The 23711-nt window shown below is 66.8% G+C and carries 29 protein-coding genes; 10 read left to right on the forward strand and 19 right to left on the reverse strand.

The genetic code is table 11. The features are described 5' to 3' along the window. Window positions 1–5 precede the first annotated feature (5 nt). Genes NDB2M1_RS07170 through flgB form a run of 13 tightly spaced genes read right to left on the reverse strand, consistent with a single transcriptional unit; the run spans window position 6 to window position 9623 of the window. Window positions 6–845: a flagellar motor protein MotB gene (locus tag NDB2M1_RS07170; RefSeq protein WP_072380945.1), complete on the reverse strand. Its 840-nt coding sequence runs from the start codon at window positions 843–845 to the stop codon at window positions 6–8. A gap of 3 nt (window positions 846–848) precedes the next feature. Further along, window positions 849–1712 (reverse strand): flagellar motor stator protein MotA, encoded by an 864-nt coding sequence (motA, locus tag NDB2M1_RS07175; protein ID WP_054121512.1) that lies wholly within the window; start codon window positions 1710–1712, stop codon window positions 849–851. A gap of 22 nt (window positions 1713–1734) precedes the next feature. Beyond that, complete coding sequence (locus tag NDB2M1_RS07180) at window positions 1735–2658, reverse strand: flagellin N-terminal helical domain-containing protein (protein ID WP_072380947.1); 924 nt, start codon at window positions 2656–2658, stop codon at window positions 1735–1737. 7 nt (window positions 2659–2665) lie between these two features. After that, complete coding sequence (flgK, locus tag NDB2M1_RS07185; RefSeq protein ID WP_072380949.1) at window positions 2666–4006, reverse strand: flagellar hook-associated protein FlgK; 1341 nt, start codon at window positions 4004–4006, stop codon at window positions 2666–2668. A gap of 6 nt (window positions 4007–4012) precedes the next feature. Next, window positions 4013–4309, reverse strand: coding sequence for a rod-binding protein (locus tag NDB2M1_RS07190; RefSeq protein WP_072380951.1), 297 nt, complete (start codon window positions 4307–4309; stop codon window positions 4013–4015). Continuing rightward, complete coding sequence (locus NDB2M1_RS07195) at window positions 4306–5418, reverse strand: flagellar basal body P-ring protein FlgI (RefSeq protein WP_072380953.1); 1113 nt, start codon at window positions 5416–5418, stop codon at window positions 4306–4308. The genes NDB2M1_RS07190 and NDB2M1_RS07195 overlap by 4 nt, the downstream gene beginning before the upstream one ends. Next, window positions 5418–6152, reverse strand: a complete 735-nt coding sequence (locus tag NDB2M1_RS07200) for a flagellar basal body L-ring protein FlgH (RefSeq protein ID WP_072380955.1) — start codon at window positions 6150–6152, stop codon at window positions 5418–5420. Before NDB2M1_RS07200 ends, NDB2M1_RS07195 begins: the two co-directional genes overlap by 1 nt. A gap of 14 nt (window positions 6153–6166) precedes the next feature. Beyond that, window positions 6167–6955: a flagellar basal-body rod protein FlgG gene (gene flgG, locus NDB2M1_RS07205; RefSeq protein ID WP_072380956.1), complete on the reverse strand. Its 789-nt coding sequence runs from the start codon at window positions 6953–6955 to the stop codon at window positions 6167–6169. A gap of 32 nt (window positions 6956–6987) precedes the next feature. Beyond that, window positions 6988–7728 carry a flagellar basal body rod protein FlgF gene (locus NDB2M1_RS07210; protein WP_072380958.1) on the reverse strand — a complete coding sequence of 247 codons (741 nt, stop codon included), beginning with the start codon at window positions 7726–7728 and terminating at the stop codon, window positions 6988–6990. A 15-nt stretch (window positions 7729–7743) separates the two neighbouring features. Continuing rightward, window positions 7744–8553, reverse strand: coding sequence for a flagellar hook-basal body complex protein (locus NDB2M1_RS07215; RefSeq protein ID WP_072380960.1), 810 nt, complete (start codon window positions 8551–8553; stop codon window positions 7744–7746). Between the two features lie 16 nt (window positions 8554–8569). Next, a complete protein-coding gene (locus NDB2M1_RS07220; protein ID WP_054121520.1) occupies window positions 8570–8860 on the reverse strand; it encodes a flagellar hook assembly protein FlgD in 291 nt (96 codons plus the stop codon). Further along, the gene (gene flgC / locus NDB2M1_RS07225; RefSeq protein WP_072380962.1) at window positions 8860–9273 is read right to left on the reverse strand and encodes a flagellar basal body rod protein FlgC; all 414 of its coding nucleotides are present in this window, start codon (window positions 9271–9273) and stop codon (window positions 8860–8862) included. The genes NDB2M1_RS07220 and flgC overlap by 1 nt, the downstream gene beginning before the upstream one ends. A 2-nt stretch (window positions 9274–9275) precedes the next feature. Then, entirely contained in the window at window positions 9276–9623 is a 348-nt protein-coding gene (flgB, locus tag NDB2M1_RS07230) for a flagellar basal body rod protein FlgB (protein ID WP_054121522.1), read from the reverse strand. A gap of 199 nt (window positions 9624–9822) precedes the next feature. On the opposite strand from flgB, the gene NDB2M1_RS07235 reads away from it, so the two are divergent. The 8 genes from NDB2M1_RS07235 (at window position 9823) to NDB2M1_RS07270 (ending at window position 15966) form a co-directional block, all read left to right on the forward strand. Further along, window positions 9823–10500, forward strand: coding sequence for a MotA/TolQ/ExbB proton channel family protein (locus NDB2M1_RS07235; protein WP_072380964.1), 678 nt, complete (start codon window positions 9823–9825; stop codon window positions 10498–10500). Continuing rightward, window positions 10497–10919 carry a hypothetical protein gene (locus NDB2M1_RS07240; protein ID WP_072380966.1) on the forward strand — a complete coding sequence of 141 codons (423 nt, stop codon included), beginning with the start codon at window positions 10497–10499 and terminating at the stop codon, window positions 10917–10919. Before NDB2M1_RS07235 ends, NDB2M1_RS07240 begins: the two co-directional genes overlap by 4 nt. Before the next feature lie 94 nt (window positions 10920–11013). Then, window positions 11014–11484 (forward strand): flagella basal body P-ring formation protein FlgA, encoded by a 471-nt coding sequence (locus NDB2M1_RS07245; protein WP_253185806.1) that lies wholly within the window; start codon window positions 11014–11016, stop codon window positions 11482–11484. A gap of 117 nt (window positions 11485–11601) precedes the next feature. Further along, a complete protein-coding gene (flgM, locus tag NDB2M1_RS07250) occupies window positions 11602–11907 on the forward strand; it encodes a flagellar biosynthesis anti-sigma factor FlgM (RefSeq protein WP_072380970.1) in 306 nt (101 codons plus the stop codon). Beyond that, the gene (locus tag NDB2M1_RS07255; RefSeq protein ID WP_054121527.1) at window positions 11904–12269 is read left to right on the forward strand and encodes a hypothetical protein; all 366 of its coding nucleotides are present in this window, start codon (window positions 11904–11906) and stop codon (window positions 12267–12269) included. Before flgM ends, NDB2M1_RS07255 begins: the two co-directional genes overlap by 4 nt. Window positions 12270–12364: 95 nt before the next feature. Continuing rightward, window positions 12365–13138, forward strand: a complete 774-nt coding sequence (locus NDB2M1_RS07260; protein ID WP_253185807.1) for a lysozyme family protein — start codon at window positions 12365–12367, stop codon at window positions 13136–13138. 6 nt (window positions 13139–13144) lie between these two features. Beyond that, entirely contained in the window at window positions 13145–15238 is a 2094-nt protein-coding gene (locus tag NDB2M1_RS07265; RefSeq protein ID WP_072380974.1) for a flagellar biosynthesis protein FlhA, read from the forward strand. Then, a complete protein-coding gene (locus tag NDB2M1_RS07270; RefSeq protein WP_072380976.1) occupies window positions 15235–15966 on the forward strand; it encodes a sigma-70 family RNA polymerase sigma factor in 732 nt (243 codons plus the stop codon). Before NDB2M1_RS07265 ends, NDB2M1_RS07270 begins: the two co-directional genes overlap by 4 nt. Before the next feature lie 52 nt (window positions 15967–16018). Here NDB2M1_RS07270 and NDB2M1_RS07275 read toward each other — a convergent pair whose 3' ends face one another. Beyond that, complete coding sequence (locus NDB2M1_RS07275) at window positions 16019–17164, reverse strand: AlbA family DNA-binding domain-containing protein (RefSeq protein WP_072380978.1); 1146 nt, start codon at window positions 17162–17164, stop codon at window positions 16019–16021. A 271-nt stretch (window positions 17165–17435) separates the two neighbouring features. Here NDB2M1_RS07275 and NDB2M1_RS07280 point away from each other — a divergent pair, with 271 nt between their 5' ends. After that, entirely contained in the window at window positions 17436–18221 is a 786-nt protein-coding gene (locus NDB2M1_RS07280) for an SDR family oxidoreductase (protein ID WP_054121532.1), read from the forward strand. Between the two features lie 133 nt (window positions 18222–18354). Here NDB2M1_RS07280 and NDB2M1_RS07285 read toward each other — a convergent pair whose 3' ends face one another. From NDB2M1_RS07285 to NDB2M1_RS07295, 3 genes are all read right to left on the reverse strand, one after another. Next, complete coding sequence (locus NDB2M1_RS07285) at window positions 18355–18963, reverse strand: LysE family translocator (RefSeq protein ID WP_253185808.1); 609 nt, start codon at window positions 18961–18963, stop codon at window positions 18355–18357. Then, the gene (locus tag NDB2M1_RS07290) at window positions 18964–19656 is read right to left on the reverse strand and encodes a VIT1/CCC1 transporter family protein (protein WP_072380980.1); all 693 of its coding nucleotides are present in this window, start codon (window positions 19654–19656) and stop codon (window positions 18964–18966) included. Between the two features lie 67 nt (window positions 19657–19723). Beyond that, entirely contained in the window at window positions 19724–20461 is a 738-nt protein-coding gene (locus NDB2M1_RS07295; RefSeq protein ID WP_083554719.1) for a L,D-transpeptidase family protein, read from the reverse strand. Between the two features lie 193 nt (window positions 20462–20654). Between NDB2M1_RS07295 and NDB2M1_RS07300 the strand changes: the two genes are divergently transcribed. Further along, entirely contained in the window at window positions 20655–21341 is a 687-nt protein-coding gene (locus NDB2M1_RS07300) for a retropepsin-like aspartic protease family protein (protein WP_083554720.1), read from the forward strand. Here the strand turns inward: NDB2M1_RS07300 and NDB2M1_RS07305 are convergent. Then, window positions 21283–22521 (reverse strand): DUF418 domain-containing protein, encoded by a 1239-nt coding sequence (locus tag NDB2M1_RS07305; RefSeq protein WP_072380982.1) that lies wholly within the window; start codon window positions 22519–22521, stop codon window positions 21283–21285. The genes NDB2M1_RS07300 and NDB2M1_RS07305 overlap by 59 nt on opposite strands. Before the next feature lie 6 nt (window positions 22522–22527). Then, window positions 22528–23640, reverse strand: coding sequence for an SPOR domain-containing protein (locus NDB2M1_RS07310; RefSeq protein ID WP_072380984.1), 1113 nt, complete (start codon window positions 23638–23640; stop codon window positions 22528–22530). Between the last annotated feature and the right edge of the window lie 71 nt (window positions 23641–23711).

The following is a 23711-nucleotide window of genomic DNA, read 5'->3' on the forward strand; positions in this document are numbered from 1 at the left end:
TGGGCTCAATTCATCAGCAGAATGCTCATCCGCCGGTTGCGCGGATCGGTCGGCTTGTCCGCGATCAGCGGCTCCTGATCGGCAACGCCTTCGATGCGGCGGAAGCGGCCCTCGGCAACGCCGCTTTTCATCAGGGCCTGGCGCGTGGTTTCGGCGCGGCCGGCGCTCAGCGACCAGTTGTTGGCCGGGTCTCCGGGCTTCCACTGCAGCGCATCGGTGTGGCCGCGCACGGTGAGGGCGGAATTGTCCGGCCCGAGCGCCTGCCCGATCGCGCGGACCAGTTCTGCGGCATCAGGCGTGAGGATCGTCGTGCCGAGGCGGAACATCGAGAACTTGGCATCGTCCATCAGATCGAGCCGGATGCCCTCGGGCGTTTGGCTGACGTGGACCTGCTTGGCGAGCTTGCGCAAGTTGGCGCTCGCCGCCAGCTTCTGCTGCAGCCGCTGCTGCAGACTGGCGGTCCGCTTGGCCTTGGTACCGCCGTCCTTGGGGCCGCCGGTCGCATCGCGCGGGATCGTCAGCGTCTTGGTCCCGGTCTGCCCGGCGCGGTACTGATAGCTGTCGGTATCGGTGAGCGAGGAGCCGCCGAGCAGGCCATAGGACCCGGCGCTGCCTTCCTTCATCTTGACGAGTGTGGGCGTGAAATAGTCGGCGATGCCCTTGCGCTGCTTTTCGGTGGTCGCGCCGAGCAGCCACATGAGCAGGAAGAACGCCATCATCGCGGTCACGAAGTCCGCATAGGCAACCTTCCACGCGCCGCCGTGGTGACCGCCTTCGACGACGGTGACTTTCTTGACGATGATTGGGCGAACGGGTTCATTCTTGCCCTTGGCTGGCTTGGCCATGGCTTATCGGCCGCGCAATGCGTCGAGCAGTTCGGAAAGGCCCGGGCGGAACGAGTGGCCCAGCCCCGAGCGGGCGCTTTCGACGACGAGCGGCTGCGGCCATCCGTGGAGGCTCGCGATGATCACCTGCTTGACGGCCTGGAAGATCATCTCGTCCTGATCGAGCACCTGCTTGAGGCGTCCTGCAAGCGGGGCGACGATGCCGTAGGCGAGCAGCACGCCCATGAACGTCCCGACCAGCGCCGATCCGATCATCGCGCCGAGGATCGAGGGCGGCTTGTCGATCGAGCCCATCGTTTTCACCACGCCGAGCACCGCCGCGACAATGCCCAATGCGGGCAGTGCGTCGGCGAGGTTCTGCAAGGCGTGCTGCGGCTCGCTCATTTCATGGAAATGCGTCTTCATCGAATGGTCCATCACGTCCTCGACGGCGTGGACCTCGAGCGTGCCGGAGGACACGACGATCAGCGTGAGCGTGTCGCAGATCAGCGCGACGAGCGGCTTGTTGGCGAGGATCTTGGGAAACTCGGCAAAGATCGGCGAGTTGGCGGGGTCGGTCACGTGACTTTCAAGCGCGACCGGGCCATCACTGCGCAGGATCTTCATCAGACGCGTGCAGAGCACGATGGCATCGACGTGGTCCTGCTTGCTGTGCCGGGGGCCCTTGAACACCTTGCCGAGGCCGCCGCCGATCGCCTTGATCTCATGGAGCGAATTGCCGGTGACGACCGCGCCCAGCGCGGCGCCGCCGATGATCAGCATTTCGTGCGGAATGGCTTCCATCACCGGCCCGAGCGCGCCGCCGGTGATGGCGAAGCCACCGAACACCATAACGAGGAGAATGACGATACCGATGGCTGCATACATGGCTTGGGTGGTCCCGGTCGGATCAGCGCAGGAAGTCGAACAGCGATAGGTTGGCGAGCTTGGTGAAGCTGGCCTGGCTCGCTTCGAGCACGGTGGAAAGCTGCTGCAGGCGGGCGAGCGCGGAGCCCAGCTCAGGCGTGCCGATATCCTCCTGCTGCGAGGCACGGGCCTCGCTCATCGCCTGCTGACGCTCGGTCGAAAGATCGATCCAGCTGAGCCGCGAGCCGACGACGGTCTGCGCGGTGGTGATCGCATCGAGGCCATTGGCGAGCGAACCCAGCGCCGCCTGTGCCGTGGCGGCGGTGCTGGCGCCGCCCCCGGCAAGCGCGTCGGAGAGCGACTTGATCACGGTCATCAGATCGGTCTGGTTGCCCGCCGGATCCTTGAACGAGAGGAACTCGGGGCCGGTCAGGCTACGGCTGACGGTCTGGCCGTCGCCCAGCGAAAGCTGGCCGGCGCTTCCGCTGCCGATGTATTGCGCCTGGCCGGCGGCGTTGATCTGGTAGGCATCGCCGGGGCTGTCTCCACCGAACAGCGCGTGCCCGGCGCTGTCGCGCGTGTTGGCGAGGCCGACGAGGCCCTTGTGGATCTGGGCGAGCTCCGAGGCGATGCTGGCGCGCTGCGCGGCGGGGAGCAGCGAGGAGGCCGCCTGCGTCGCCAGTTCCTGCGCGCGGCTGACATACGTCGCGAACTGGTTGAGCGCGGTGTCGGTGAGGTTGAGATCGACCGTGGCGCGGTTGGTCGCTGCGGTGTCGATCGTGCCGATGCTTTCCGCGCGGGCCAGCGCGCGCAGCTGCGAGGCGGCGAGCGGGTCGTCGGACGAGCGGGTGATCTTGCTGTTCGAGCTGATCTGGTTCTGCAGATCTTCAGCCTGCCCGCGCAGCGCGGACAGGTTCTGCGTCGAGCGGTCGAAGAAGGCAGCGGTGCTGGTGGCGAAGATGCTCATGCGCGTTCTACCGGATCTGGAGCAGCGAATCGAAGATCGACGCCGCAACCTGCATCACCCGGCCCGAGGCCTGGAATGCCTGCTGGTAACGGACGAGATTGACGCCCTCGGCATCGAGATCGACACCGGTCTGCGCGGCCAGCGCGGTCTTGGCGGCATCCGAGATCGTCGCGAGCGCATCGCGGGTGACGGTGCGGCCCGAGACGGTGGCCGAAATATCGAACAGGATCGCGTCCATTTTGCCCGCCGGATCGGCGGTGGAAAGCGCGCTGCGCAGGGCATCGAGATTGCTCGCATCGCGGCTGTTCTTGGGCGCGCCGGACGGGGCGGTGGCGATCTTGGCCGGATCACCCGTTGCAAGCGCGATGGTTGCGGCGCTGCTGCCCGAGAGCAGGTTTGCGCCCGGATTGCCATCACGGTCGGTGCCGCCGCCTTGCGCGCTGTTGACGGTGGTGACGATGGACCCGGCAAGGCCGTCAAGATCGCCGCGCAGCTGCGCCAGCTTGTCCAGCGCCTGTTGCTGTCCCGCGAGCGATCCGCCGGCGAGGGCAAGGGGGGTGCCGCCAAGCGTATAGTCCACGGTGCCATCGGCGGCGGTGGTAAGCGCGAGCGCAGTGGTGCTGCCGCCGCTTACCAGCGTCGTGGCGGGTGAAGTGCTGCCAAGCGTGACGGTGACGCTGCCGTCCTGCGCCAAGGTGGTGCCGATATCGCCGTACTGGCTGAGGTCGGCGAGCAGCTTGTCGCGCTGGTCGAGGAGGGCGGTCTGGTCCGAGCTCGCATCAGCGGCGCGCGCGAGGCGCAAGTTGGTACGCGCGAGCTCGCCCGCGATGCGGTTGATCTGGGTGACGCCGTCGGCCGCCTCGAACTGCAGGCCCTTGCCAACCGCGTCCATTTCCTTCGACGCGATCTGGAACGTGGCGGTCATCGTCCGTGCGGCCTCGATCACCGAGGCGCGCAGCGATGTATCGACCGGGTCTTCCTTCAGCTTCTGCAGCGCGGATTCAAAGCCGGTGATGGCGGGGTAGACGCCGGACTGCTCGAGCGCGGATTCGATATTGCCCAGGCCCTTCACTTCGGCATTGGCGCGTGCGGTTTCCGCACCGGTGCGGCGGACCTCGCTCTGGCGGAAGGCATCGGCGTTGCGCACGATCCTTTCCACCCGCACGCCCGAAAGCGAGACGTCCCGCACGTTCTGGTTGTAGCCGGTAGAGGCGACCTCGGCGAGGCCGATGGCGCGGCGGACATAACCGTCCGTCCCCGCGTTGGAGATGTTCTGCGCGGTGACATCGAGCCCGATCCTGGCCGCTTTGGCGCCGGACAGGCCGATCGAAAGGAGGTCTGAGGCCATGGTGGCTTACTCCGCTTTCGCCGGGGGCAGCAGGCGCGCGAACTGCGCTTCGAGCTGCCTGGCGAGGCCGAAGGTGCCGGCCTGTGCCGCGATGTCCGCGAAACGCTCGTCGCGCATCTGGGTGAAGGTTTCCTGTGCTTGGCCGCCGAAGATCGGATCATCGCCGGCGAGGCTGGTCGCGCGCGCGGCGGCGAGCATCTGGCGCACGAAGATCGCCTCGAAGCCTTGCGCGGCCTTCTTGAGCGCGGCGCGATCTGATGCGGATGGGGCTGCGGGTGCGGGGACCGGGGCGAGCGGGCTCATATGATCTCCATCTCCGCGCGCAGCGCGCCAGCCTGCTTGAGTGCCTCGAGGATCGCGACGAGATCCGACGGGGTGACGCCGAGCTTGTTGAGCGCATCGACAAGGCTGGAGAGCGAGGCGCCGGGCTTGAACAGCGCGACATGGGCCTGGCCTTCCTCGGCGCTGATCTGGCTCGACGGTGTAATCGCAGTCTGGCCGCGGCTGAACGGGGCGGGCTGCGAGACTTGCGGCTTCTCGTCGATCTTAACGACGAGCTTGCCATGGCTGATCGCAGCGGGAGATAGCCGCACGGCGCTGTTGATCACGACCGTGCCGGTGCGGCTGTTGACGATGACCTTCGCGGCCTTCTCGGCAGGGTTCACCTCGATCATCTCGATCGCGGCCATCATCGTCGCGCGGGTGTCGGTCGCTTGGGGCAAGCGGATGGCGAGGGTGATGCCGTCTTCAACCGTCGCCGCGCCGGGGAAGCGCGCGTTGACCGCATCGCGGACGCGGCTGGCGGTGAGGAAATCGGCGGTGAACAGGTTCCAGCGCAGCACGTCGCCGCTGTCGAAGCCGGTCGCGACCGCGCGCTCGACGCTGGCGCCTTCGGCAATGCGGCCAACGGTGGGGACGTTGACCGTGAGCTGGCTGCCATCCTTGCCGGTGATGCCGAGGCCGCCGACGGCGAGGTTGCCTTGCGCCATCGCGTAGATCTGCCCGTCCGCGCCGTAGAGCGGGGCGAGGATGAGCGCGCCGCCGCGCAAGGACTTGGCCTTGCCGATGGTCGAGACCGTCACGTCGATGCGCTGGCCGGGCTTGGCGAAGGCGGGGAGATCGGCGGTGATGAGCACGGCGGCGGCGTTCTTGAGGCCGGGCGAGATGCCCTGCGGCAGCTGCACGCCGAGACGGCCCGAGACGCCGCGCATCGCCTGCGTGATGTATTCGAGGTTGTCGTCACCCGTGCCGGGAAGGCCGACAACGACGCCGTAACCCGTCAATTGGTTGGTCCGCACGCCCTGAAACGCGCCGAGATCGCGCACGCGGTCGGCATAAACGGGCGTCTGGGCGAGCATGAGCGCCGCAAGGAGGGCCAAAAGGCCGCGAAAGAGGGGGGAAAACGGCATCATCAGAACGGATTGATCACGCTGAAGAACTTTGCGAGCCAGCCCTCGCGGCTGGCGCGGCCGATCGAGCCGTTGCCGGTGTAGTTCACCCGCGCATCGGCGACCTGGGTCGAGCGCACGCGGTTGTCCGCATCGATATCGCCGAGGCGGACGATGCCGGAAAACTGCACCCATTCCTGGCCCTGGCTCAGCAGCAAGCGCTTTTCTCCTACGACCAGCGCCGTACCATTGGGGCGCACTTCGGCGATGGTGACGGAAACCTCGCCGCCGAGCGTGCTCGTCTGCGTGGCATTCCCCTGCCCGTTGAACGACGATCCGCCCGAAGCTTTAAGGGCGTTGGGATCGAGGAACGACAGCGGCCCGGCGCTGGGCGGGACGATGTTGAAGCCACCGTTCTTCTGGGTTTTCGAAGCGGCGGTCTTCGACGAATTGAGGTTTTCGGTGAGGATGATCGTCAGCGGATCGCCCACCGCATGCGCGCGTCGGCCTTCGGCGAGGCCGATATAGCCTGCCGCAACGTTGAAGATCGCGCCGTCCGCCGGGCGCGGCGCGGGGGCCTGCGGCAGCACGGCGCCAAAGCCTTCGGCGGGGCGGGTCGGCTTGCCGTGTGCGTGATCTGGCGCGATAGCGGCGAGCACCACGGCGGGCGGCACGAGGAGGCATACAAGAAGCTTCATGCCAAGGGGCTTGCCATCGACAGTAGCGCGGAAGGCGGCTTCGAAGGGGGAATCCATCATGCTGGGTGCTTCCGTCAGAGGGTCTGGTTGGCGTTCTTGAGCATTTCGTCGACCGCCGAGATCATCTTGGAATTGACCTCGTAGGCGCGCTGGGTCTCGATCATGTCGACCAGTTCCTCGACGACGTTGACGTTGGAGCTTTCGAGGAAACCCTGCCGAATGCGTCCGCGCCCGACTTCGCCGGCAATGCCGATCTGTGCGGCGCCGCTGGCCGCGGTCTCGGTCAGGAAGTTGTCCCCGCCCGCCGCGAGCCCCGCGGGATTGGCGAAGCTGGCGATAGTGATCTGTCCAAGCTGTGAAGGTTCGGCAGTCGCAGGAAGCGTGGCAGAAACAGTTCCATCAGGCGCGATCGTGATCGAAGTCGCACCTTCCGGGATCGTTATGGGGGGCTGCACGACAAAGCCTTGCGCTGTCACAAGCTGGCCTTCTGCGGAACGGCTGAAATTGCCCGCGCGGGTATAGGCGAGCTGGCCGCCCGGCAGCGTGACCTGGAAATAGCCGTCGCCATCGAGTGCGAGATCGAGTGCGTTGCCGGTTGTCTGCATCGGCCCCTGCGTGGTGATCCGCGTGGTCGACTGGATGCCGACGCCGGTGCCGAGATTGAGCCCGGTGGCATAGGCCGTTTCACCCGAAGACTGCTGCCCGGCGGTGCGCGCGTCCTGATAGGCCATCGTCGCGAAATTGGCACGGTCGCGCTTGAAGCCGGTGGTGCCGACGTTGGCGAGGTTGTTCGCGATCACGCGCATCCGCGTGTCCTGCGCTTCGAGACCGGTGCGGGCGACGTGAAGGGCGGAGGAGGGCATGGGGCTTAAGTCCTTGACTGGATGGGGTCAGATCAGGTGAGGCGCATCAGGCCGGAGCCGCCTTCATCAAGCTCCTTCGCGGTGGAAATGAGCTTGGTGCGCATGTCGAAAAGGCGCTGTGCCTCAACCATTTCAACGAGAACGCGGGTTGGCTCGACGTTGGATTGCTCGAGGCTGCCGGGCTGGAGCTTCGCTTCCTCGTCCGCGGGGAGCGCGCCGCCACCCTGCACTCGGAAGAGCCCATCAAGGCCCTTCTCGATAGCCGAGCCGGCAGTGCTGACGAGCTTGATGCGGCCGACTTCCTGCGGGGGCTGGTCCGGATTCTCCGGCGCGGCGGCCAGCACGCGGCCGTCGGGCGCGATGCTGATGCGCGCGCCGGGCGGCACCGTCACGGGCCCGGCATCGCCCACCACGGGGCGACCATCGCCATTGGTGAGGACGCCGGTCGCATCGACCGAGAGATCGCCGCGCCGGGTATAGGCTTCCTCGCCGTTCGCGCCCTGTACCGCGAGCATGGTGCGTCCGGTGAGCGCGATATCGAGCGGATTGCCCGTCTCGATCACCGCGCCTTGCTTCATGTTGGCGCCCCGCACTTCGCCGCGCGTCATCGCGCGGGCCTCGATGCTGGGGCCTTTCAGCGTCATCGGATCGGCGTTGAGCATCTCGGCGCGAAAGCCGATGGTCTGCGCGTTGGCCATGTTGCTGGCGATCACCTGCTGGGTGACCATCGAGCCGGCCAGGCCGGAGTAGGCGGTGTAGATCAGGCGGTCCATGGTGCCGGTTCAGCCTCAGGTGCGCAGGTTGATGATGGTCTGCGAGATCTGGGTGGCGGTATCGATCGCTTTGGCATTGGCCTGGAAATTGCGCTGCGCGGTGATCAGGCCGACCATTTCCTCGGAGAGATCGACGTTCGAGCGCTCAAGTGCGCCCGACGTGATCCCGCCGTAGAAGCCTTCGTCAGGCTGGCCATAGGTGGCGGCGCCGGAGATGCCGGTGGCGCTCCAGTTGGCCGCACCTTCCTGGCGCAGACCGCCCGGCGAAATGAATGTCGCGAGCGCGACCATGCCGATCGCGGTGTTGTTTCCATCCGCATAGGAGGCGGTGATCACGCCGTTCTTGCCAACGGCAACCCCGGCGAACTGCGCGCCGGCGGCATTGACCGCGGGGACCTGCACCGATTGCAGCGCTGTGCCGGTCACCGCGCCAGCCGGATCGGTCGGGAAGACCTGCAGCCGGTTGCCGCCGCGCAGCAGATAGCCGTTCTCGTCGATCTCGAAGGCGCCATTGCGGGTGTAGAGCGTATCGCCGGTGATCGCGGAGCGGGTGGTGAAGAAGCCGTCGCCGTTGACGACGAGATCGAGCGCGTTGCCTGTCTGCTCGACCGGGCCCTGCTTGAAGTTCTGGTTGATCGCCTCGACCGTCGCGCCGATGCCGATCAGCAGCTTGGGGTTGGTGAAGGCGCTGCCCGCGACGATGTCCGAGAAAGCCACGGTGCTCTTCTTGAACCCGTTGGTTTCGGCGTTGGCAATGTTGTTGCTGATCACGCCGAGATCGGTCTGGGCGTTCTTGAGGCCGTTGAGCGAGGTGTAAAAAGACATATGCGGGGGTCCTTTCTCAGATCTTCTGGCCGGTGAGCTTGTCGAGCTTGGCTTCGATCGATTTCAGCGTGTCGGACGTGCTGTTCGCCGCGGAGAGGCTGGAGAACTGGGCGAGCTGGGCGATCATCTGGCTGTTGTCGACCGGCGCGGTGGGGTCCTGGTTCTGCAGCTGCGCGGTGAGCAGCTTGATGAAGTCGTTGGCTCCGAGGGAACCCCACGCGCTTTTTGCGGTGCTGACAGCAGCCTTGGCGGCGCCGGTGGCGGTGGAGGCGGCGACTGCCGCGGTGTAGGGATTGATCGGGATCATCACTTCATCCTCATCGTTTCGAGCATCAGTTGCTTGGCGGTCTGCATGGCCTCGACCACGTTCTGGTACTGGCGGGCGCTTTCCATCATCTCGACCAGCTCGGCGTTCTCATCGACCGGTGCCTCCCAGATGTCGCCATTGGCATCTGCGAGCGGGTGATCGGGATCATGCATGCGCACCGGTGCGGCATCGCTGCGGTAGACCCCGGTGACGCGCACGGTGGCGAGGCCGCTGGAGCGATCGAGCTCTTCGGCGAAGACGGGGCGCAAGGGGCGGTAGGCCGCGTCCTTGCTGGCGGCGACATTGCCCGCATTGGCGAGGTTGGAGGCGGAGGCGTTCATGCGCACGAGCTGCGCGGACATGGCGCGGGCAGTGACGTCGAACAGCGACAGGGGTTGACCATTGCCCGCCATGGTCATTCACCCTTGATGGCGCGGGTGAGCGTCTCGACCCGGCCGCGGATGAAGGAAAGCGTGGCGGAATAGCCGACGGCGTTCTCGGCGAAGGCGGTCTGCTCGGTCGCCATCTCGACGGTGTTCCCATCAAGGCTGGGCATCACCGGCATGCGGTAGCGCGTAGCGGCAGACATCGCCTCTGCCTCGCTTGCGCCGCCGGTGCGAGCCTTGAGCGCAGCAGCGAAGTCGATGTCCTTCGCCTTGTAGCCGGGGGTCCCGGCGTTCGCGAGGTTGGATGCGAGGAGGCCCATGCGCTGCGAACGCAATTCGAGCGCTGCGCCGTGGATACCGAAAAGAGTGTCGCTCATGGATCTTGCCTTGGGGACGGTTTTTCCTGCCAGGTGGTCAGCAAAGGCCGTGCCAAGCGCCGAAATGCGGGGTTTCGTGCGCAGTCGGCGCGGCGAACCGGCAAGCACTTGCCGGGTGTCGGCAAATTGCTTCCGGCGCCCCTGAAGGTTGTCCGCCTTCCGCCGTTCTTGGGAGAAGCAAGAGCGAGGCAGGACAGCAATGGACTTGGCGCATATGTTCGATCCCGTCGCGGCGGGGATTGTCATCGGCGGAACGCTGGGCGCGACGGTGCTGCGCAGCGGGCTGGCGGATTGCCGCGCGGCCATCCGTGCCGTGCGCGCCTTGTTCGAACCAAAGTTTCAGGACGACATCGTGCGCGGTGCGCTGGCGCCGATGGTCGCGCAGGCAGAGCGCGAGGGACTCATGCGGCTCTCCCTCAGGCCCTGCGGCGAAGCCTCGATCGATGCCGCGCTGACGGCGCTGGTCCAGACGCGCAGCCTGGCCGCCTTTGCCAGCTGTGACGATAGCGCGCGCGAGATCCGCGTCGCGCATGCGCTGCGCGCGGTGCGCACGCTGGCACTGGGGGCGGAACTCTCCCCCGTGTTCGGCCTCGCCGGGACGCTCGTCTCGCTCAGCCAACTGCCGGCCGAGGGCCTTGCACGCGGGGCGTTCATGGGTGCGATCTCGATGGCTGTTCTGACGACGCTCTATGGCCTGCTGCTCGGCAATCTGCTGCTGGCGCCGCTTTCGCGCGCCGTCGAGCGCCGGGTGGAAAGCGAGGAAGCCGCGCGGCGCGACATCACCAACTGGCTCATCGCCAAGCTCGCACCCGTTTGCCCACCGGCGCAGAGCGGCAGCGGCGCGGCCCGCCGCGCCTATCTGCGCGAGGCGGGATGAGCGCGCCGCCACACGGCCTCTATGGCGCGCCGATCGCGATGCCTTGGCAGACGATCCTCGCCGACCTTGCGCTGATCCTGTTCATGATGACCGCGGCCGCGCTTGCCAGCGCGCCCGATACGCCGCTGCTGCCGAAGGCGCCGCCACCCGCGCCTTCCGTGCGGGGGGAGCCGGTCGGCGTGTGGCGCGAAGGACCCGGCATGCCGAGGCTTGCCGATTGGCTGGCGCAACAGGCGCGTGATCCCCGGCTCAGGGTTTCCATTCTGGTCCGCCACGTGGCTGGACACGAACAGGCTGCACTGGCGCGGGCGGAAGCGCTCGTGGCGGCTGCGAGCACGCGCGGCGCGGGCGCGCGGATCGTGATCGAGCCCGGACGCGAGGACGGCGCGAGCGTGGTCCTCGCTTATGACACCGAGTAAGGTGGCACGATGATTGCAGCGCTGCGGGCATTGCCTCTCGTCACGAAAGTGCTCTGCCATGCCTTCTGTTCGCCGTGCTCTTCCCCTTGCGCTGATGTTTGCGCCGCTGCCGGCCGTGGCCGCGCCGCTGACCGATCTTGCTGCCATCGACCGGGCCGTAGCATCCTTCACCGGACAGCAGATCGGCGTGCCGGGCGGCGCCGCACAGCCGGTGGACCGGCGGCTGCGGCTGGCGGCTTGCTCGGCGCCGCTGGCGCTCTCGTGGTATGGCAATGCGCAGACAAGCGTGCTGGTGCGTTGCCCGGATGCGGGCGGCTGGCGCGTCTTCGTGCCGGTGAGCGCGGAGCGGGCGGCGCCTGCGGTGGCTCCTGCCGCAATGGCCGTGATGCGCGGCGAGGGCGTGACGGTGACCGTGGCGGGCGATGGCTTCTCCGTCTCGCAGCCTGGCGAAGCGCTCGATGCTGGCGCAGTGGGCGCATGGATCCGGGTGAAGACCGCAGCCAAGGCCGATCCTTTGCGCGCCCGCGTGGTGCGCCCGGGCTTGGTCGAACTGCCGGTGGACTGAGCCGCCAGACGGCAAGAACCTGCGCACCGCTGCCGCCTGCGGCAAATTTTTTCCGCCCCCGCTTAAATTCCCTCTGCAACACCCGTTCTGGTTTGCAGGAAACGCGAGGAGCGGACCATGTCATCCTTCGAAATCGGTGCATCGCGCCCGGTCAGCGCGGTGCAGGTCGCGAATGTTGGGACCGGCGGCAAGCCTGTCCAGACCGAAGCCACGTCTGAAACGGCAAAGGCGCCGACCCCGGCGGCAGCCGCTGCACCGCAGGTGGAAACCAGCGATGCGGTGAAGGCGGGAGCCGCTCCGGTCGATCAGGAGCGGGTGCAGACGATCCGCCATGCCATCGAAACCGGCACATACCCCGTGCTCCCGACCAAGATCGCCGATGCGATGATCGCGGCCGGGATGCTGTTGAGGAGCCCGAAGTGAGCCTAGCTGTCGATACTGTCGAGCCGATCCGCCGCCCCACCCAGCTGCGCGATACCTTGCGGCAGATGCTGGCCGTTCTGGAAGACGAACGGCAGGCGCTTGCCGGGCTCGATGTCGACGCGATCATGGGCTGCGCGGTGGACAAGAATGCGCTCTGCGGCCGTCTCGACACCACTGCCCCCGAAGCGATCGACGAGGAATGCCGCGGTCTGCTGGAGGCTGCGCGCCGCGTGAACGAGGCAAACCGCCGCGTGCGCAACCTGATCGCGGCCAATGTCTCGGCGCGCCTCGATGCGCTGACCGGCCAGCCGGCGCTCTATCGCGCGCAGGCCGCCCATGCCCGGATCGGCCGCGCGCGCTGATTTGGCACGCTGTTTGCTGATGCCCTTCCGACCGCCCCGAACCGGCGGTCTGGAAAGGGACCCAAGTGAGCGAGCCTACCCCAATTGCTGCTGGGATGCCGCGCCCCGCGCCAGACGTGAAGGGCGCGATCGCGCGTGCGGCAGCAGCGACCGGCACCGACTTTTCCTACCTCATGGCGCAGGCGCGGCTGGAATCCGGACTCAACCCGAATGCGCGCGCGGCCACTTCGAGCGCGACAGGGCTCTACCAGTTCACCGGGCAGACCTGGCTTTCGATGCTCGACAAGCATGGCGCGGCCTATGGGCTGCCTGGTGCAAGCGACGCCGCCTCGCGCGGGCAGCTTCTGGCCATGCGGTCCGACCCGGAACTCTCTGCGCTCATGGCCGGCGAACTGGCGAACGACAACCGCGATTTCCTCTCCGGCATTCTGGGCCGCGAACCCGATCCGAGCGAACTCTATCTGGCGCACTTCCTCGGCGCGGAGGGGGCAGGGCGCTTCCTCGGCGCGCTGGGCAGCAACCCGGCACAGAGCGCGGCGGCTCTGCTCCCCGCTGCAGCGGCGGCCAATCGTGCGATCTTCTTCGGCCCCTCCGGCGCGCGCTCGGTGGGTGAGGTCATGAGCCTCCTGCGCGGCCGCATGGCGAGCGCCATGAATGCGCCCGATGCGCCGCTGCCGTCCTACACGGCGGAGGCGCCGAAGGGCGGGCCGATCCAGCAAGCCTTCCATGCCGCCGCCACTTCGTCCGATGCGCCGCCGGCGCGCTCGATGGCCGATACTCTGCGCGATGCCTTTGCCCTGGCGCAGCCTGGCTCTGCCCCCGCCCATGTCCGCGCGGCCTATGGCCAGCTGCGGTCGCTGGGAATCTGACCGGCCATGCTGAAACGCTTCGGTTCTCCCGGCGCATTGGCGCTCCCCGGCGGTATCCTGATCCTCATCGCATTGATGATCATGCCGATCCCGTCGTTCCTGCTCGACGCATTCTTCGTGCTCAATATCGCGCTTTCGGTCGCGATCCTGATGGCGGCGATGAATGCGCTGAAGCCGCTCGATTTCTCCTCGTTCCCCTCGGTGCTGCTGTTCGCCACGCTGCTGCGGTTGGCGCTCAATGTCGCCTCCACGCGCATCGTGCTGGTCAACGGGCATGAGGGCGGCGCGGCGGCGGGGCACGTGATCGAAAGCTTCGGCGAATTCCTCATCGGCGGGAATTTCGCGGTCGGCCTGTTCGTGTTCATGATCCTGATGATCATCAACCTGATGGTCGTCACCAAGGGTGCGGGCCGCGTCTCGGAAGTCTCCGCGCGCTTCACCCTCGATGCCTTGCCCGGCAAGCAGATGGCGATCGACGCAGACCTTGCCGCAGGCCTGCTGACGGCGGACGAAGCCAAGGCGCGGCGGCGCGAAGTGGCGACCGAGGCCGATTTCTACGGATCGATGGATGGTGCCAGCAAGTTCGTGAAGGGCGATGCGGTCGCCGCGCTGCTGATCCTGGGCGTCAATATCATCGCGGGTTTCTGCCTCGGCATGCTGAGCCATGGGCTCACGGCGCAGGAATCGGCCAGCCGCTACATCACGCTGGCGGTGGGCGATGCGCTGGTGGCGCAAGTCCCCTCGCTGCTGCTCTCGATCGCTGCCGCCGTGATCGTCACGCGCGTTTCCGATACGCGCGACCTTGCCGGCCAGATCGGTGGGCAGTTTGCCGCCCCCGGCACGTGGTTGCCGGTCGCCGTCATTCTTGGCGTGATCGGGATGATCCCGGCGATGCCGCAGATGGTGTTCATGCCTGCCGCCGCCATGGCCGGGTGGATCTGGTGGAGCCTCAGGAAGCGCGAGGCGCGCCTGGCCGTGCCGCCGCCGGTAGTGGTGGAACAAGTGGACCCGGCCAAGATCACGCTGGAGGAGGTCTCCGACCACACGCTGGTGACCATCGAGCTCGGCTATGGCCTTGTCCATCTGGTCGACGAGAAGCGCGGGGCGCCGCTGGTGGCGCGCATCACCGGGGTGCGGAAGCAGCTCTCGCAGAGCTTCGGTTTCGTGGTGCCGCAGTTCCGCGTGCGCGACAGTCTGGACCTCCTGCCCGATGCCTATCGCATCGTGCTGGGCGGCGTCGCGCTGGGCGGAGCGAGCATCAAGGCCGAGAAGGTGCTCGCCATTGATGCGGGCGAGGCCAATCCCGATCACAGCCTGCGCGGCGAGGCGACGGTGGACCCCAGCTTCGGCTGCCCGGCGCTGTGGATCGAGCCCGGCCAGCGCGATCACGCGATTGCCGAAGGGTTCCTGACCGTCGACGCCTCCACCGTGGTCGCCACCCATCTCAACCAGGTGCTGGGCGAGCGGCCGCAGGCGCTGCTCGGGCCGGATGAAGTCCGCGCGATCCTTGATGGCGTGCGTGAACGCGCGCCGGGGCTGGTCGAGACCGTCCATCCCGCGCCGATCACGCTGGGCGCGATGACGCGGCTGTTCCATGCGCTGCTCGAAGACGGCGTGAGCATCGCGCACCCGCTGCCGATCCTGTCCGCGCTCGCCGAAGCGGTGCTGCAGACGAGCGAGTTCGACAAGCTGGTCGATCTCGTCCGCGCGTCGCTCGGCGGGCTGCTTGTCTCGCGCATCTGCGGTCCTTCCGAGCGGCTGGCGGTGCTGACGCTCGATGGCGCGCTCGAACAGATGATCGTGGGCGGGATGCACGATCCCGTCACCGGGCAGCCGGTGATCGAGCCCGATCTGGCGCGCTCCATCGGCGAGCGCATTGCCGCGATCATTGCCGAGCGGGGGCCTGCCGCGCCGCCGGTCGCGCTCATCGTCCAGCCGCGCGCCCGCCGCGCGCTTGCCGCGCTGCTGCGCGCCCGCGCGCCGCAATGCGCGGTGCTTTCGATTTCCGAACTGCCGCCCAGCCAGCCGATCGAAGTGATCGAGGTGGTCGGCGCTGCCGAAGACCCATCCGCACATCCCCCACAGGATCTTGCCGCATGAACTATGATCACCGCAGCTTTGCCGCCGCGCGCGCCTATCAGGGCGGGACGGCGGACCGCATCCGCCGCTTCCTGCCGATGGTGCGCCGCCTTGCCTGGCACGTCCACGGATCGGGCCGGGCGGGCATCGAGATCGAGGATCTGGTGCAGGCCGGGCTCGTCGCGCTCACCGAATGCGCGCAGAAGCACAGCGGCCCGACCGAGGACGGCTTTGCCGCCTATGCCAAGCTGCGCGTGCGCGGCGCGATGGTTGATCTGGTGCGGCGCTCCACGCCCCTTTCGCGCAGCGCCAGCGACCGGCGGCGTCTGCTGGCAGGCGCGGCGCAGGCGCTGACGACGACGCTGGGGCGCGTGCCCACCGAGGACGAACTGGCCGAAGCGATGGGCATGACCACGGCGGCGCTGGGCGAACTGCGCGCCGCGAGCGAGCCGATGCGCTTCGAGCCCATCGACGATACCTATTCGGACAGCGACATGGCCTTCGCCGACGACCGGCCGGACAGCTTCGAGATCATTGCGGACGAGCAATCCCGCGCCTCGGTTGTCGCGGCAATTTCAGGACTGCCAGAGCGGCTGCAGCGGGTGATCCAGCTCTATTTCGTGGAGGAACTGAACCTCGCGGAGATCGCGGAGGTGCTGAGCGTGAGTGTGCCGCGTGTGCACCAGCTGAAGGCGCAGGCGCTGGACAAGCTGCGGGCGGCGCTGGGGGATGAGTTTGATGTGCTTTAGGGGGTGGCTAATGTCGCACGTGAAAGATTGTATGACGACGAGATATCTTCGCCTATTGGTTCGCAACGAGCGGTCGATCTGGTCTTTGTAGGCCAAAGAGCAGCCATAGGTTCTCGGCGAAAGGCCGCAGTCGCTCTTCCTCGATTCTTTCGAAGACCTGCTGTCCTAATAGAGCTCGGTTGCGGAAAGCCGGGGCACTCTGAAAAAAGCGATCCCTCATCACTACGAATCCTTGGACATCAATGACCGTGGCAAGAACTACCCAGGGTCCTTCAATGCCAAATTGTCTTAGCCGGTTCTGCGTTGCGTTAACCATTTGAAGGAGACCCTCTTCAAATTGTTCTGGCCAAACCAGTCGATGCTGCTGACCGTTGTTCCCATCGCACAACCTGCCAATGGTAAAGGCGCAATCTACACGGCCAGATCGATGTGTAAGGGCAAAGGAGGAGGTCTCCCCTGTTTCGCGATTGGGTGCGCTGCACAGCAACACGCCTTCTATCATGTCAGTACCACTGTATCCGTCATTACGAAATGGAACGACCGCATGTTCGCGTTGAATGGCGATCCTCCTCTCTTCGCGAAACAACCCGAGCGGAGCGATTGTAATGACAGCAGTGGGGCCAGCCTGAACTGCGAAGGGCATATCCGTTCCACGCGCCATTGCTATCGCCTGTTCATGCAACTGCCGGAATTTGTGGGGCAGTTGCTCTGATTGCGTGAATGCGTGGCGCAACTCGTGGACGTCCATCTCGTATTTCCCTCGGCTGCTTCTCCCCCAAAAGCGGCGGCTGTTCTTGAAAACCACCTGATGGGGTGCGTTCATACTTCCGGGTACCCGCATTAACAACGCACCGCGCCCATCGGCTAGCGGGATCCAATGGCTTTGGACACCAATAAGGCGCGGCGCGACGTTGGATCGCAGCGAGTTCTCAAGTCTAAGAATTTCCGCATCTTGGTCGCCGGTTTCTACCCCGACAAGTTCGCTGGCCACGCCGTCTGCTTCGTTCATTCCGAAGAGCAGGTCTCCGCCTTGGGCGTTCGCTAGCGAGGTAACGTCGGCGAGAAACTCCTTCACTTCTTCATCGCCTCGACCCGGCAGATCGCGCTTGTATTCGAGGTCGCTGCGTTCACTGACCTGATTATCCACCAATGAACGGAGCGCGGCTTCGTTAATAGCATCGAGAGCATATGGCAGCATAAAGTCACCCTAAATCACAAACTTGGTATCCGGCAATGCTTGCTACTGCTGGAATGGGTCTAACCCACATGTTGATCACTTTAGGTCATATATAGCCATTCCGTTTGCTGCTCGAAATGTTGCGTAGCGGCCATCAGTTGGCCTCGCAAAATGCTCTCTGCGCCGTGCTTCGATAAGCGCAGGATGAACAGCGAAGCGCCCCGTTAGCATTTGTGCCACTTGCACCGTCCTCCACTCCCGCTTAATCGCGCGGTTAAAGGAGAACGATGCCATGAAGATCGAACAGGGTATGGCTGCCGTCGTGACCGGCGCGGCTTCGGGTCTGGGGCGGGCGACGGCCTATGCGCTGGCGGCGGCGGGCGCGAAGGTTGCCATTTTCGATGTGAACGACGAGGCCGGCGAGGAAGTCGCCAAGGCGATTGGCGGGCTGTTCTGCCATGTCGATATCACCAGCGAAGAGTCGGTTGTCGAAGGCTTTGCCAAGGCCCGCGCGGCGCATGGGCAGGAGCGGATCACCGTCCACTGCGCGGTGGTGCACCGCAAGGGCAAGACCGTGGGCCGCAACAAGGAAACCGGCGAGTTCACCCGCCTTTCGACCGAGGACTATGCCTTTGCCGCGAACGGCGTGCTGATCGCCAGCTACCGCGTGGCGAGCCTTTCGGCGCTGGGCATGGCGCATGCGGAGCCGCTCGAAGGCGATGGCGAGCGCGGCACGATCATCCTGACGGGTTCGGTCGCGGCGCAGGATGCGCAGATCGGGCAGGTGGCTTATGGCTCGCTGAAGGCGGGCGTGGTCGGTCTCGTACTGCCGATGGCGCGCGATCTCATGGACCTTGGCATCCGTGTCAACGCGATCCTGCCGGGCATCTTCGATACGCCGCTGCTGGGCCGCGTGCCTGAGAAGGTGCGCGCGGGCCTCAATGCCTCGGTGCCGTTCCCCAAGCGGCTCGGTCTGCCGGAAGAGTTTGCCAGCCTTGCGATGGAGCTGGTGCGCAATTCCTACTTCAACGCGCAGGCGATCCGGCTGGATGGCGGGATCAGGATGGCGCCGCGTTGATGCGCTGACCACCTCTCCACCATCCCGTCGGCCCGTGCTTGACACGGGCCTTGGCTTTCCTTTTCGGGCGCGGCGCTGGAAGAAAAGCCCAGCCCCGTGTCAAGCACGGGGCGACGGTGAGGGGTGTTGTGGCCTAGCCTGATTTGATCGCGAGGAACGAGGCGGCGACGCAGAGCATCACGACAGCAAACCCCCGCCGCACCCATTTGGTGCGGGCAGGGTCTGCCAGCCAGGCCTGCGCGCGGCTCCCGGCGAGCACGATGGCGAGGTGGATCAGGGTGGCGATGCCGGTGCTGACGAGCGCGAGGGTGAGCGCTTCGGCGAGGCCGAGCGTTCGGCCGCCAAGGAACTCCGGCGCGACGACCACGAAGAACAGGTAGGCCTTCGGGTTCAGCAGGTTGAGCAGCGCGCCGGTGGCGAAAGCGCGGCGCGTGGCGGTGGGCGGCGGGGCCTTCTCCGCGCCGCGCCATGCCTCGATCGCCAGCCAGACCATCATCGCCGCGCCTGCTATCCGCAGGCCGTGAAGCAGCGCAGGCATGGCCTTGAGCAATGTTGCAAGGCCCAGCGCGGCAAGCACGCCATTGGCGAGGAGGCCCAGCGCGATCCCGGCGACGGCGGAGAGCCCGCTGCGCTTGCCTTCGGTTGCGGCAAGGCCCGCCAGCCACGCCATGTTGGGCCCCGGCGTCAGTTCGATCAGCAGGACGGCGGCCGCGAACCCGGCAATATCGAGAGTTCCTGCCACCTAGACCGCGGTCCCCACCATGCGGCCAATTCCGGCAGTGATCGCCATGGCCAGCGCGCCCCAGACAACGACGCGCAGCACCGGTTTGCCCATGGCCGCGCCGCCCGCGCGCGCACCGAATGCGCCGAGGAGCGCGAGGAAGAGGATCGAGCCACCAGCGGTGCCCGTCACCATCAGCCCTAGCGGCAGGATCGCGGCGAGCAGGAGCGGCAGCAGCGCGCCGCCGGTGAACATAGCTGCGGAGGCCATCGCGGCAAGCACGGGCTGCGCGGCGGTCGTCTCGTTGAGATGCAACTCGTCGCGGGCGTGGGCGCCAAGCGCGTCCTTGGCCATCATCTGGCGGGCGACTTCCTTTGCCGTCACCGGATCGACGCCGCGCGCCTCATAGATCGCAGCAAGCTCTGCGGCTTCGTGGACCGGACCGGCGGCGAGTTCGGCGCGTTCGCGGGCGAGGTCTGCCGCTTCGGTATCGGCCTGGCTGGAGACCGAGACATATTCGCCCGCCGCCATCGACATCGCGCCCGCGACAAGGCCCGCGGCGCCCGCGACCAGCAAGGCCTGCCGCTCCGCGCCCGAGGCGGCGACGCCGAGGATCAGGCTGGCGGTGGAGACAATCCCGTCATTGGCGCCGAGCACGGCAGCACGCAGCCAGCCGATGCGGCTGACGAGGTGGCGTTCATCGTGGGGGCGCATGCTGCCGTCTCCTTGCGTCGTTCATGCGCCTGATGGCACGGCAAGGACAGGCGAAAAACGATCTATATCAATCCTGCCGCGCGAGGACCGTCTGGCCCGTCGGCGCGGGCGCCGCGTTCTCGATGATCGGCTGGCCAACGCCGAGCCGCTTGCCGTCGGTCACGATCACCTTGTCGCCAAGGCTGGCAACGCCGAACAGGCGTTTGGCGAAACCGTCGGGCACGCCGATGCAGCCGTTGGTGGCATAGCCGCGCTCGACCTTGCTGCCGTGGATCGAGACGCCGTCATTGGTCAGGCGTAGCATGTAGGGCATCGGCGCTTCGTAGATGTTGGAGACGTGGTCGGCGTCCTTCTCGCTGATCGGGAACACGCCGGTGGGAGTGGGCTTGTCGCCGTAGCCCTTGAGAATGGCGGCGGCGCCGATCTCGTGCCCGTCGCGGAAGACCGAGATGGTGCGCGCCTCGAGATCGACCGTGACGACGATGGGGCCGGTGGCGGCGGCGCTTTCGTCCCAGAAGTACTGGCCGAACTTGATGGGCTCATCGATCTTGAGGATCGACTTGACCACAAACGCGCTGTTCACCGGCGCGGAGGCGGGCGTGAGCGTGACGGGCTTGGCGAGTGGCTTGGTGGCAGGGACAGCAGCGACATGGGCTTCGGCCTGCGAACCGCCGAACAGGACTTGCGCGACATCCTTGCCGACATTGAACGCGAGCAGCGAGGCGAGCGACATGGCCACGAAACCCAGCGGCGCGCTGACCCAGCGGGAGCGGACGAGATCGAGGGGGGACTTCAGGCCGGACATGACGAATCTGCGCGCTCCTTTCGCGTTGCAAAATAGCGTAAACGCGAGCCCGCGCGAGCCTCATTGCAAGGCCGTCCCGCCTAGGGACGGCGGGTGTTTCGGGGCTTAACGGGCATGGTTAAGCGGGGTTCGATCCGGGCCTCTGCAATTGGCGCAATGGTGCAGCAAGGTTCGCTCGGCTAGGATTTGCAGCATGACGCAGATCTACATCTGGCTGGAACGTGAAGCGCCCTGGCTGGGGTATCTTTCGCCGCTGTTTGCCGCCACTTGCGCGGCGCTGCTGCTGGTGGTGGTCGGCGGGGCCGTGGCTTCGCGCGGGGTGCGGATCGGCGGCGCGGTGCGGTTTGCGGGCAACTTGCTCATGCTGGCCGTCTTCGCGCTCGCGGTCATGCGCTTCGTGCGGATGGACCCCAGCTTCGATGCGGCGCTGCACAGCGTGGGCGGCCCGGCGCAGACCGTATCGGGCGGGGAGACGCGCATTCCGCTCTCGGCGGACGGGCATTACTGGATCAAGGCGAAGCTCAATGGTGTGCCGCTGCGGCTGATGGTCGATACCGGCGCGACCGTGACGGCTCTTTCGGGCGATGTGGCGGAGGCGGCTGGAGTCGAGCCGGACCGGTTGCGCCCGGATGCCGTGGTCGAGACCGCGAATGGTACGGTCCCGGCCGCTCCGGCGCGGATCGACGAACTGCGGTTCGGCTCGGTGGTGGCGCGCGATCTCGATGCCATCGTGATGCCGGGCGAGGGCGGGCCGAACGTGATCGGCATGAACGTCCTGACCCGGCTCAAGGGGTGGCGTGTGGAGGACGGCGTGCTGATCCTTACACCGCACCGGCCGCAGGTGGAATCGTCGGCGAGCGGGGAACCCCCAGCCAGGTAAGCTTGCGCCATAGGGCTTCCAGCGGCCCCTGCCCGAAGCGCGCCAGCCACCACTGCGGCCAGGCCAGCATCAGCGCCCAACCGCCAAGAACCACCACCGGCAAGGTGCCGCGGGGCAGCACACCGCCGAGGCCGAGGCCCCAACCAGCAAAGAGTGCGCACATCACGAAGGTGGTGCCGAGGTAGTTGGTGAAGGCGCAGCGGCCCGCCGCGACGAGGCGCTGGCCGACAGGGGTATCTTTCAGGCGCGGGTACAGCAGGAGCAGGACAGCGAGATAGCCCAGCGTCATCGCAAGGTGCGGGATCGCGGCGAGCGACCCCATCAGCGCGAACATCATCGCGGGCGGGAACCCCCGTGTGGCTGCCCAGCCGATGAGCGCCGCGCTGATCGAGCCGCCCATGCCGATCCCGAACAGGGCCATGCGGCGCAGACTGCCGCCCTCCCATTCGCCGGTGAACAGGCCGAGCCGGAGTAGCGCCATGCCCAGCAGCATCAGCGGAAAGGTCTCGAAGAACGTCGCGCCGAGATTGGCGATGGGGAGCGCGGGGGCAGTCGTCAAGCGGATGCGGACGGCGTCGAGGAAGGAAGCGTGGAGGACTTGCATGTCCGCCGTGATCGAGGCGGCGATGCGGCCCATCATCGCGGCCTGATCGGCCACTTCGGCGGGCGCGCCGTGGCCCGCAAGCACGCGGTTCTCCGCCGCGATGGAGGCCAGATCGCCAACCATCTCCAGGCCATGGCTCGCAAGGAAAAGCAGCAATGCGGCGGCTGCCAGCGGCTCTGGCGCGAGGCGGCGCAGGCTGAAGGCGAGCATGCCGCATACGGCGTAGGGCAGCAGGATATCGCCCCACCACAGCAGCGCGAAATGCGCATAGCCGAAGGCCATGAGCAGCAGCAGACGGCGGACCTGCATGAGGTCGGGATTGGCACCGCGCCGCTCGGCCGCATCGGCAAACAGCATCATGCTCGCCCCGAACAGCAGCGTGAACAGGCCGCGCATCTTGCCTTCGAACAGCACATAGGCAGCGGCGAACCAGACTGCGCCGCCGGGTTCGAGGCTGGGCATCGCCGGGCTGAACGTGGCGAGCAGCGGTCCCCACAAACCGGTCACGTTGATCGCGAGGATGCCGAGCACGGCAACCCCGCGCACGAAATCAAGCGCGCCGATCCTTTCCGGCATTGGGCGTCAGGGCGCCACCACGAGGCATGCAAGACCTCCGGCCTTGAGCGCCGCACAAGCCCGATTGGCGCCATCCTGCGAGTAGCCGGTGGCGAGCAGGCGGGTCACCGTGCCGGGAATATCCTGTCGCGCATGGCCGGAAAGTTCGGGTCGTCCGCGCACCCGCGTCCACAGCGCATCGGCATTGGTCTTCACTCCGAAGGCTCCGAGCTGGATGCGGTAGGTGCCGCTGCTGGACATCGGGGCCGGAGCTGGCGCCGCAACCCTGACCGGAGCCGGCTTCGGCGGTGCAGGTTTGGCCGGGGCGGGCTTCGGTGGCGCCGGCTTCGGCTGGGGAGCAGGTTCCATCGGCGGGGGCAGATAGGAAGCCACCGGCTCCGCAGGCGTCGAAGGCGGCAGATCGACCGTCTCGATGGCGCCAGGGGGAGCCTTTGATGCCGGTGCGGCAGGCACATTGCTGCCGAGGTCTGCCGCCGCAAGTTCCCGTCCGCGCGCCTCGGCGGCCTTCTGGTCGAGTTCGTTGGCGAGACTGACGCCCATCTGGCGCTGCGCCAGCGGGATCGTCTGGTTCATCGTGGCAAGGCTGCCGGTCGCCTGCGGCAGGCCGGCGGCGGCGGCGCGGGTGATCAGCGCATAGGCGCGGACCCAGTCCTTGGGCGCGTAGTCACCATTGTAGGAGGCAATGCCCAGCACATACATCGCGCGCGGCTCGCCCCGGTCAGCGGCGGACTGCAGCCAAGGCATCGCGGCTTGCTGGCGGTTGGTCTGGAACAGCAGGATGCCGTAATTGTCCGAGGCGGAGATGTGCCCGAGCCTTGCGGCCTTGCCGTAATAGCCCTCTGCCTTGGCGAGGTCCTTGTCCACGCCCCGCCCCAGCTTGTAGGCTTGGCCGAGGTTGAACAGCGCGTCCGCATCGCCCTTGGCGGCAGGTGCCTGCCACGCCTTCACCGCCGCTTCATAGTTCCCGGCCGACCACGCATCCACGCCGGCACGCACCGCAGCAGCGGTTGCAGCATCGGGCGGTGCGGGCAGTGTGCGGGGCGGTTCCTGCGCCGAAACTGCAGCCGCGAGGCCCGAACAGCCCAGCATCGCTGCTGCAAGGAGAGCAAATCCGCGCATGTCCGGTCGAATCTCCCCAAATGCAAAAGTGCCTGAAAAGCAGAGTTAACGATGCCGTGCTGCACTGCGGT

Source organism: Novosphingobium sp. NDB2Meth1, assembly GCF_900117425.1.
Taxonomy (GTDB): Bacteria; Pseudomonadota; Alphaproteobacteria; order Sphingomonadales; family Sphingomonadaceae; genus Novosphingobium.

Coding starts and splice junctions, on each gene's coding strand:
- NDB2M1_RS07300 (WP_083554720.1), top strand. CDS start 20,655: ATGACGCAGATCTACATCTGGCTGGAACGTGAAGCGCCCTGGCTGGGG.
- flgM (WP_072380970.1), top strand. CDS start 11,602: ATGTCATCCTTCGAAATCGGTGCATCGCGCCCGGTCAGCGCGGTGCAG.
- NDB2M1_RS07235 (WP_072380964.1), top strand. CDS start 9,823: ATGGACTTGGCGCATATGTTCGATCCCGTCGCGGCGGGGATTGTCATC.
- NDB2M1_RS07305 (WP_072380982.1), bottom strand. CDS start 22,521: ATGCCGGAAAGGATCGGCGCGCTTGATTTCGTGCGCGGGGTTGCCGTG.
- NDB2M1_RS07190 (WP_072380951.1), bottom strand. CDS start 4,309: ATGAGCCCGCTCGCCCCGGTCCCCGCACCCGCAGCCCCATCCGCATCA.
- NDB2M1_RS07260 (WP_253185807.1), top strand. CDS start 12,365: ATGCCGCGCCCCGCGCCAGACGTGAAGGGCGCGATCGCGCGTGCGGCA.
- flgB (WP_054121522.1), bottom strand. CDS start 9,623: ATGAGCGACACTCTTTTCGGTATCCACGGCGCAGCGCTCGAATTGCGT.
- NDB2M1_RS07195 (WP_072380953.1), bottom strand. CDS start 5,418: ATGATGCCGTTTTCCCCCCTCTTTCGCGGCCTTTTGGCCCTCCTTGCG.
- NDB2M1_RS07215 (WP_072380960.1), bottom strand. CDS start 8,553: ATGTCTTTTTACACCTCGCTCAACGGCCTCAAGAACGCCCAGACCGAT.
- NDB2M1_RS07200 (WP_072380955.1), bottom strand. CDS start 6,152: ATGATGGATTCCCCCTTCGAAGCCGCCTTCCGCGCTACTGTCGATGGC.
- NDB2M1_RS07180 (WP_072380947.1), bottom strand. CDS start 2,658: ATGAGCATCTTCGCCACCAGCACCGCTGCCTTCTTCGACCGCTCGACG.
- flgG (WP_072380956.1), bottom strand. CDS start 6,955: ATGCCCTCCTCCGCCCTTCACGTCGCCCGCACCGGTCTCGAAGCGCAG.
- flgK (WP_072380949.1), bottom strand. CDS start 4,006: ATGGCCTCAGACCTCCTTTCGATCGGCCTGTCCGGCGCCAAAGCGGCC.
- flgC (WP_072380962.1), bottom strand. CDS start 9,273: ATGGCGGGCAATGGTCAACCCCTGTCGCTGTTCGACGTCACTGCCCGC.
- NDB2M1_RS07265 (WP_072380974.1), top strand. CDS start 13,145: ATGCTGAAACGCTTCGGTTCTCCCGGCGCATTGGCGCTCCCCGGCGGT.
- NDB2M1_RS07210 (WP_072380958.1), bottom strand. CDS start 7,728: ATGGACCGCCTGATCTACACCGCCTACTCCGGCCTGGCCGGCTCGATG.
- motA (WP_054121512.1), bottom strand. CDS start 1,712: ATGTATGCAGCCATCGGTATCGTCATTCTCCTCGTTATGGTGTTCGGT.
- NDB2M1_RS07290 (WP_072380980.1), bottom strand. CDS start 19,656: ATGCGCCCCCACGATGAACGCCACCTCGTCAGCCGCATCGGCTGGCTG.
- NDB2M1_RS07275 (WP_072380978.1), bottom strand. CDS start 17,164: ATGCTGCCATATGCTCTCGATGCTATTAACGAAGCCGCGCTCCGTTCA.
- NDB2M1_RS07310 (WP_072380984.1), bottom strand. CDS start 23,640: ATGCGCGGATTTGCTCTCCTTGCAGCAGCGATGCTGGGCTGTTCGGGC.
- NDB2M1_RS07245 (WP_253185806.1), top strand. CDS start 11,014: ATGTTTGCGCCGCTGCCGGCCGTGGCCGCGCCGCTGACCGATCTTGCT.
- NDB2M1_RS07270 (WP_072380976.1), top strand. CDS start 15,235: ATGAACTATGATCACCGCAGCTTTGCCGCCGCGCGCGCCTATCAGGGC.
- NDB2M1_RS07280 (WP_054121532.1), top strand. CDS start 17,436: ATGAAGATCGAACAGGGTATGGCTGCCGTCGTGACCGGCGCGGCTTCG.
- NDB2M1_RS07170 (WP_072380945.1), bottom strand. CDS start 845: ATGGCCAAGCCAGCCAAGGGCAAGAATGAACCCGTTCGCCCAATCATC.
- NDB2M1_RS07220 (WP_054121520.1), bottom strand. CDS start 8,860: ATGATCCCGATCAATCCCTACACCGCGGCAGTCGCCGCCTCCACCGCC.
- NDB2M1_RS07240 (WP_072380966.1), top strand. CDS start 10,497: ATGAGCGCGCCGCCACACGGCCTCTATGGCGCGCCGATCGCGATGCCT.
- NDB2M1_RS07295 (WP_083554719.1), bottom strand. CDS start 20,461: ATGTCCGGCCTGAAGTCCCCCCTCGATCTCGTCCGCTCCCGCTGGGTC.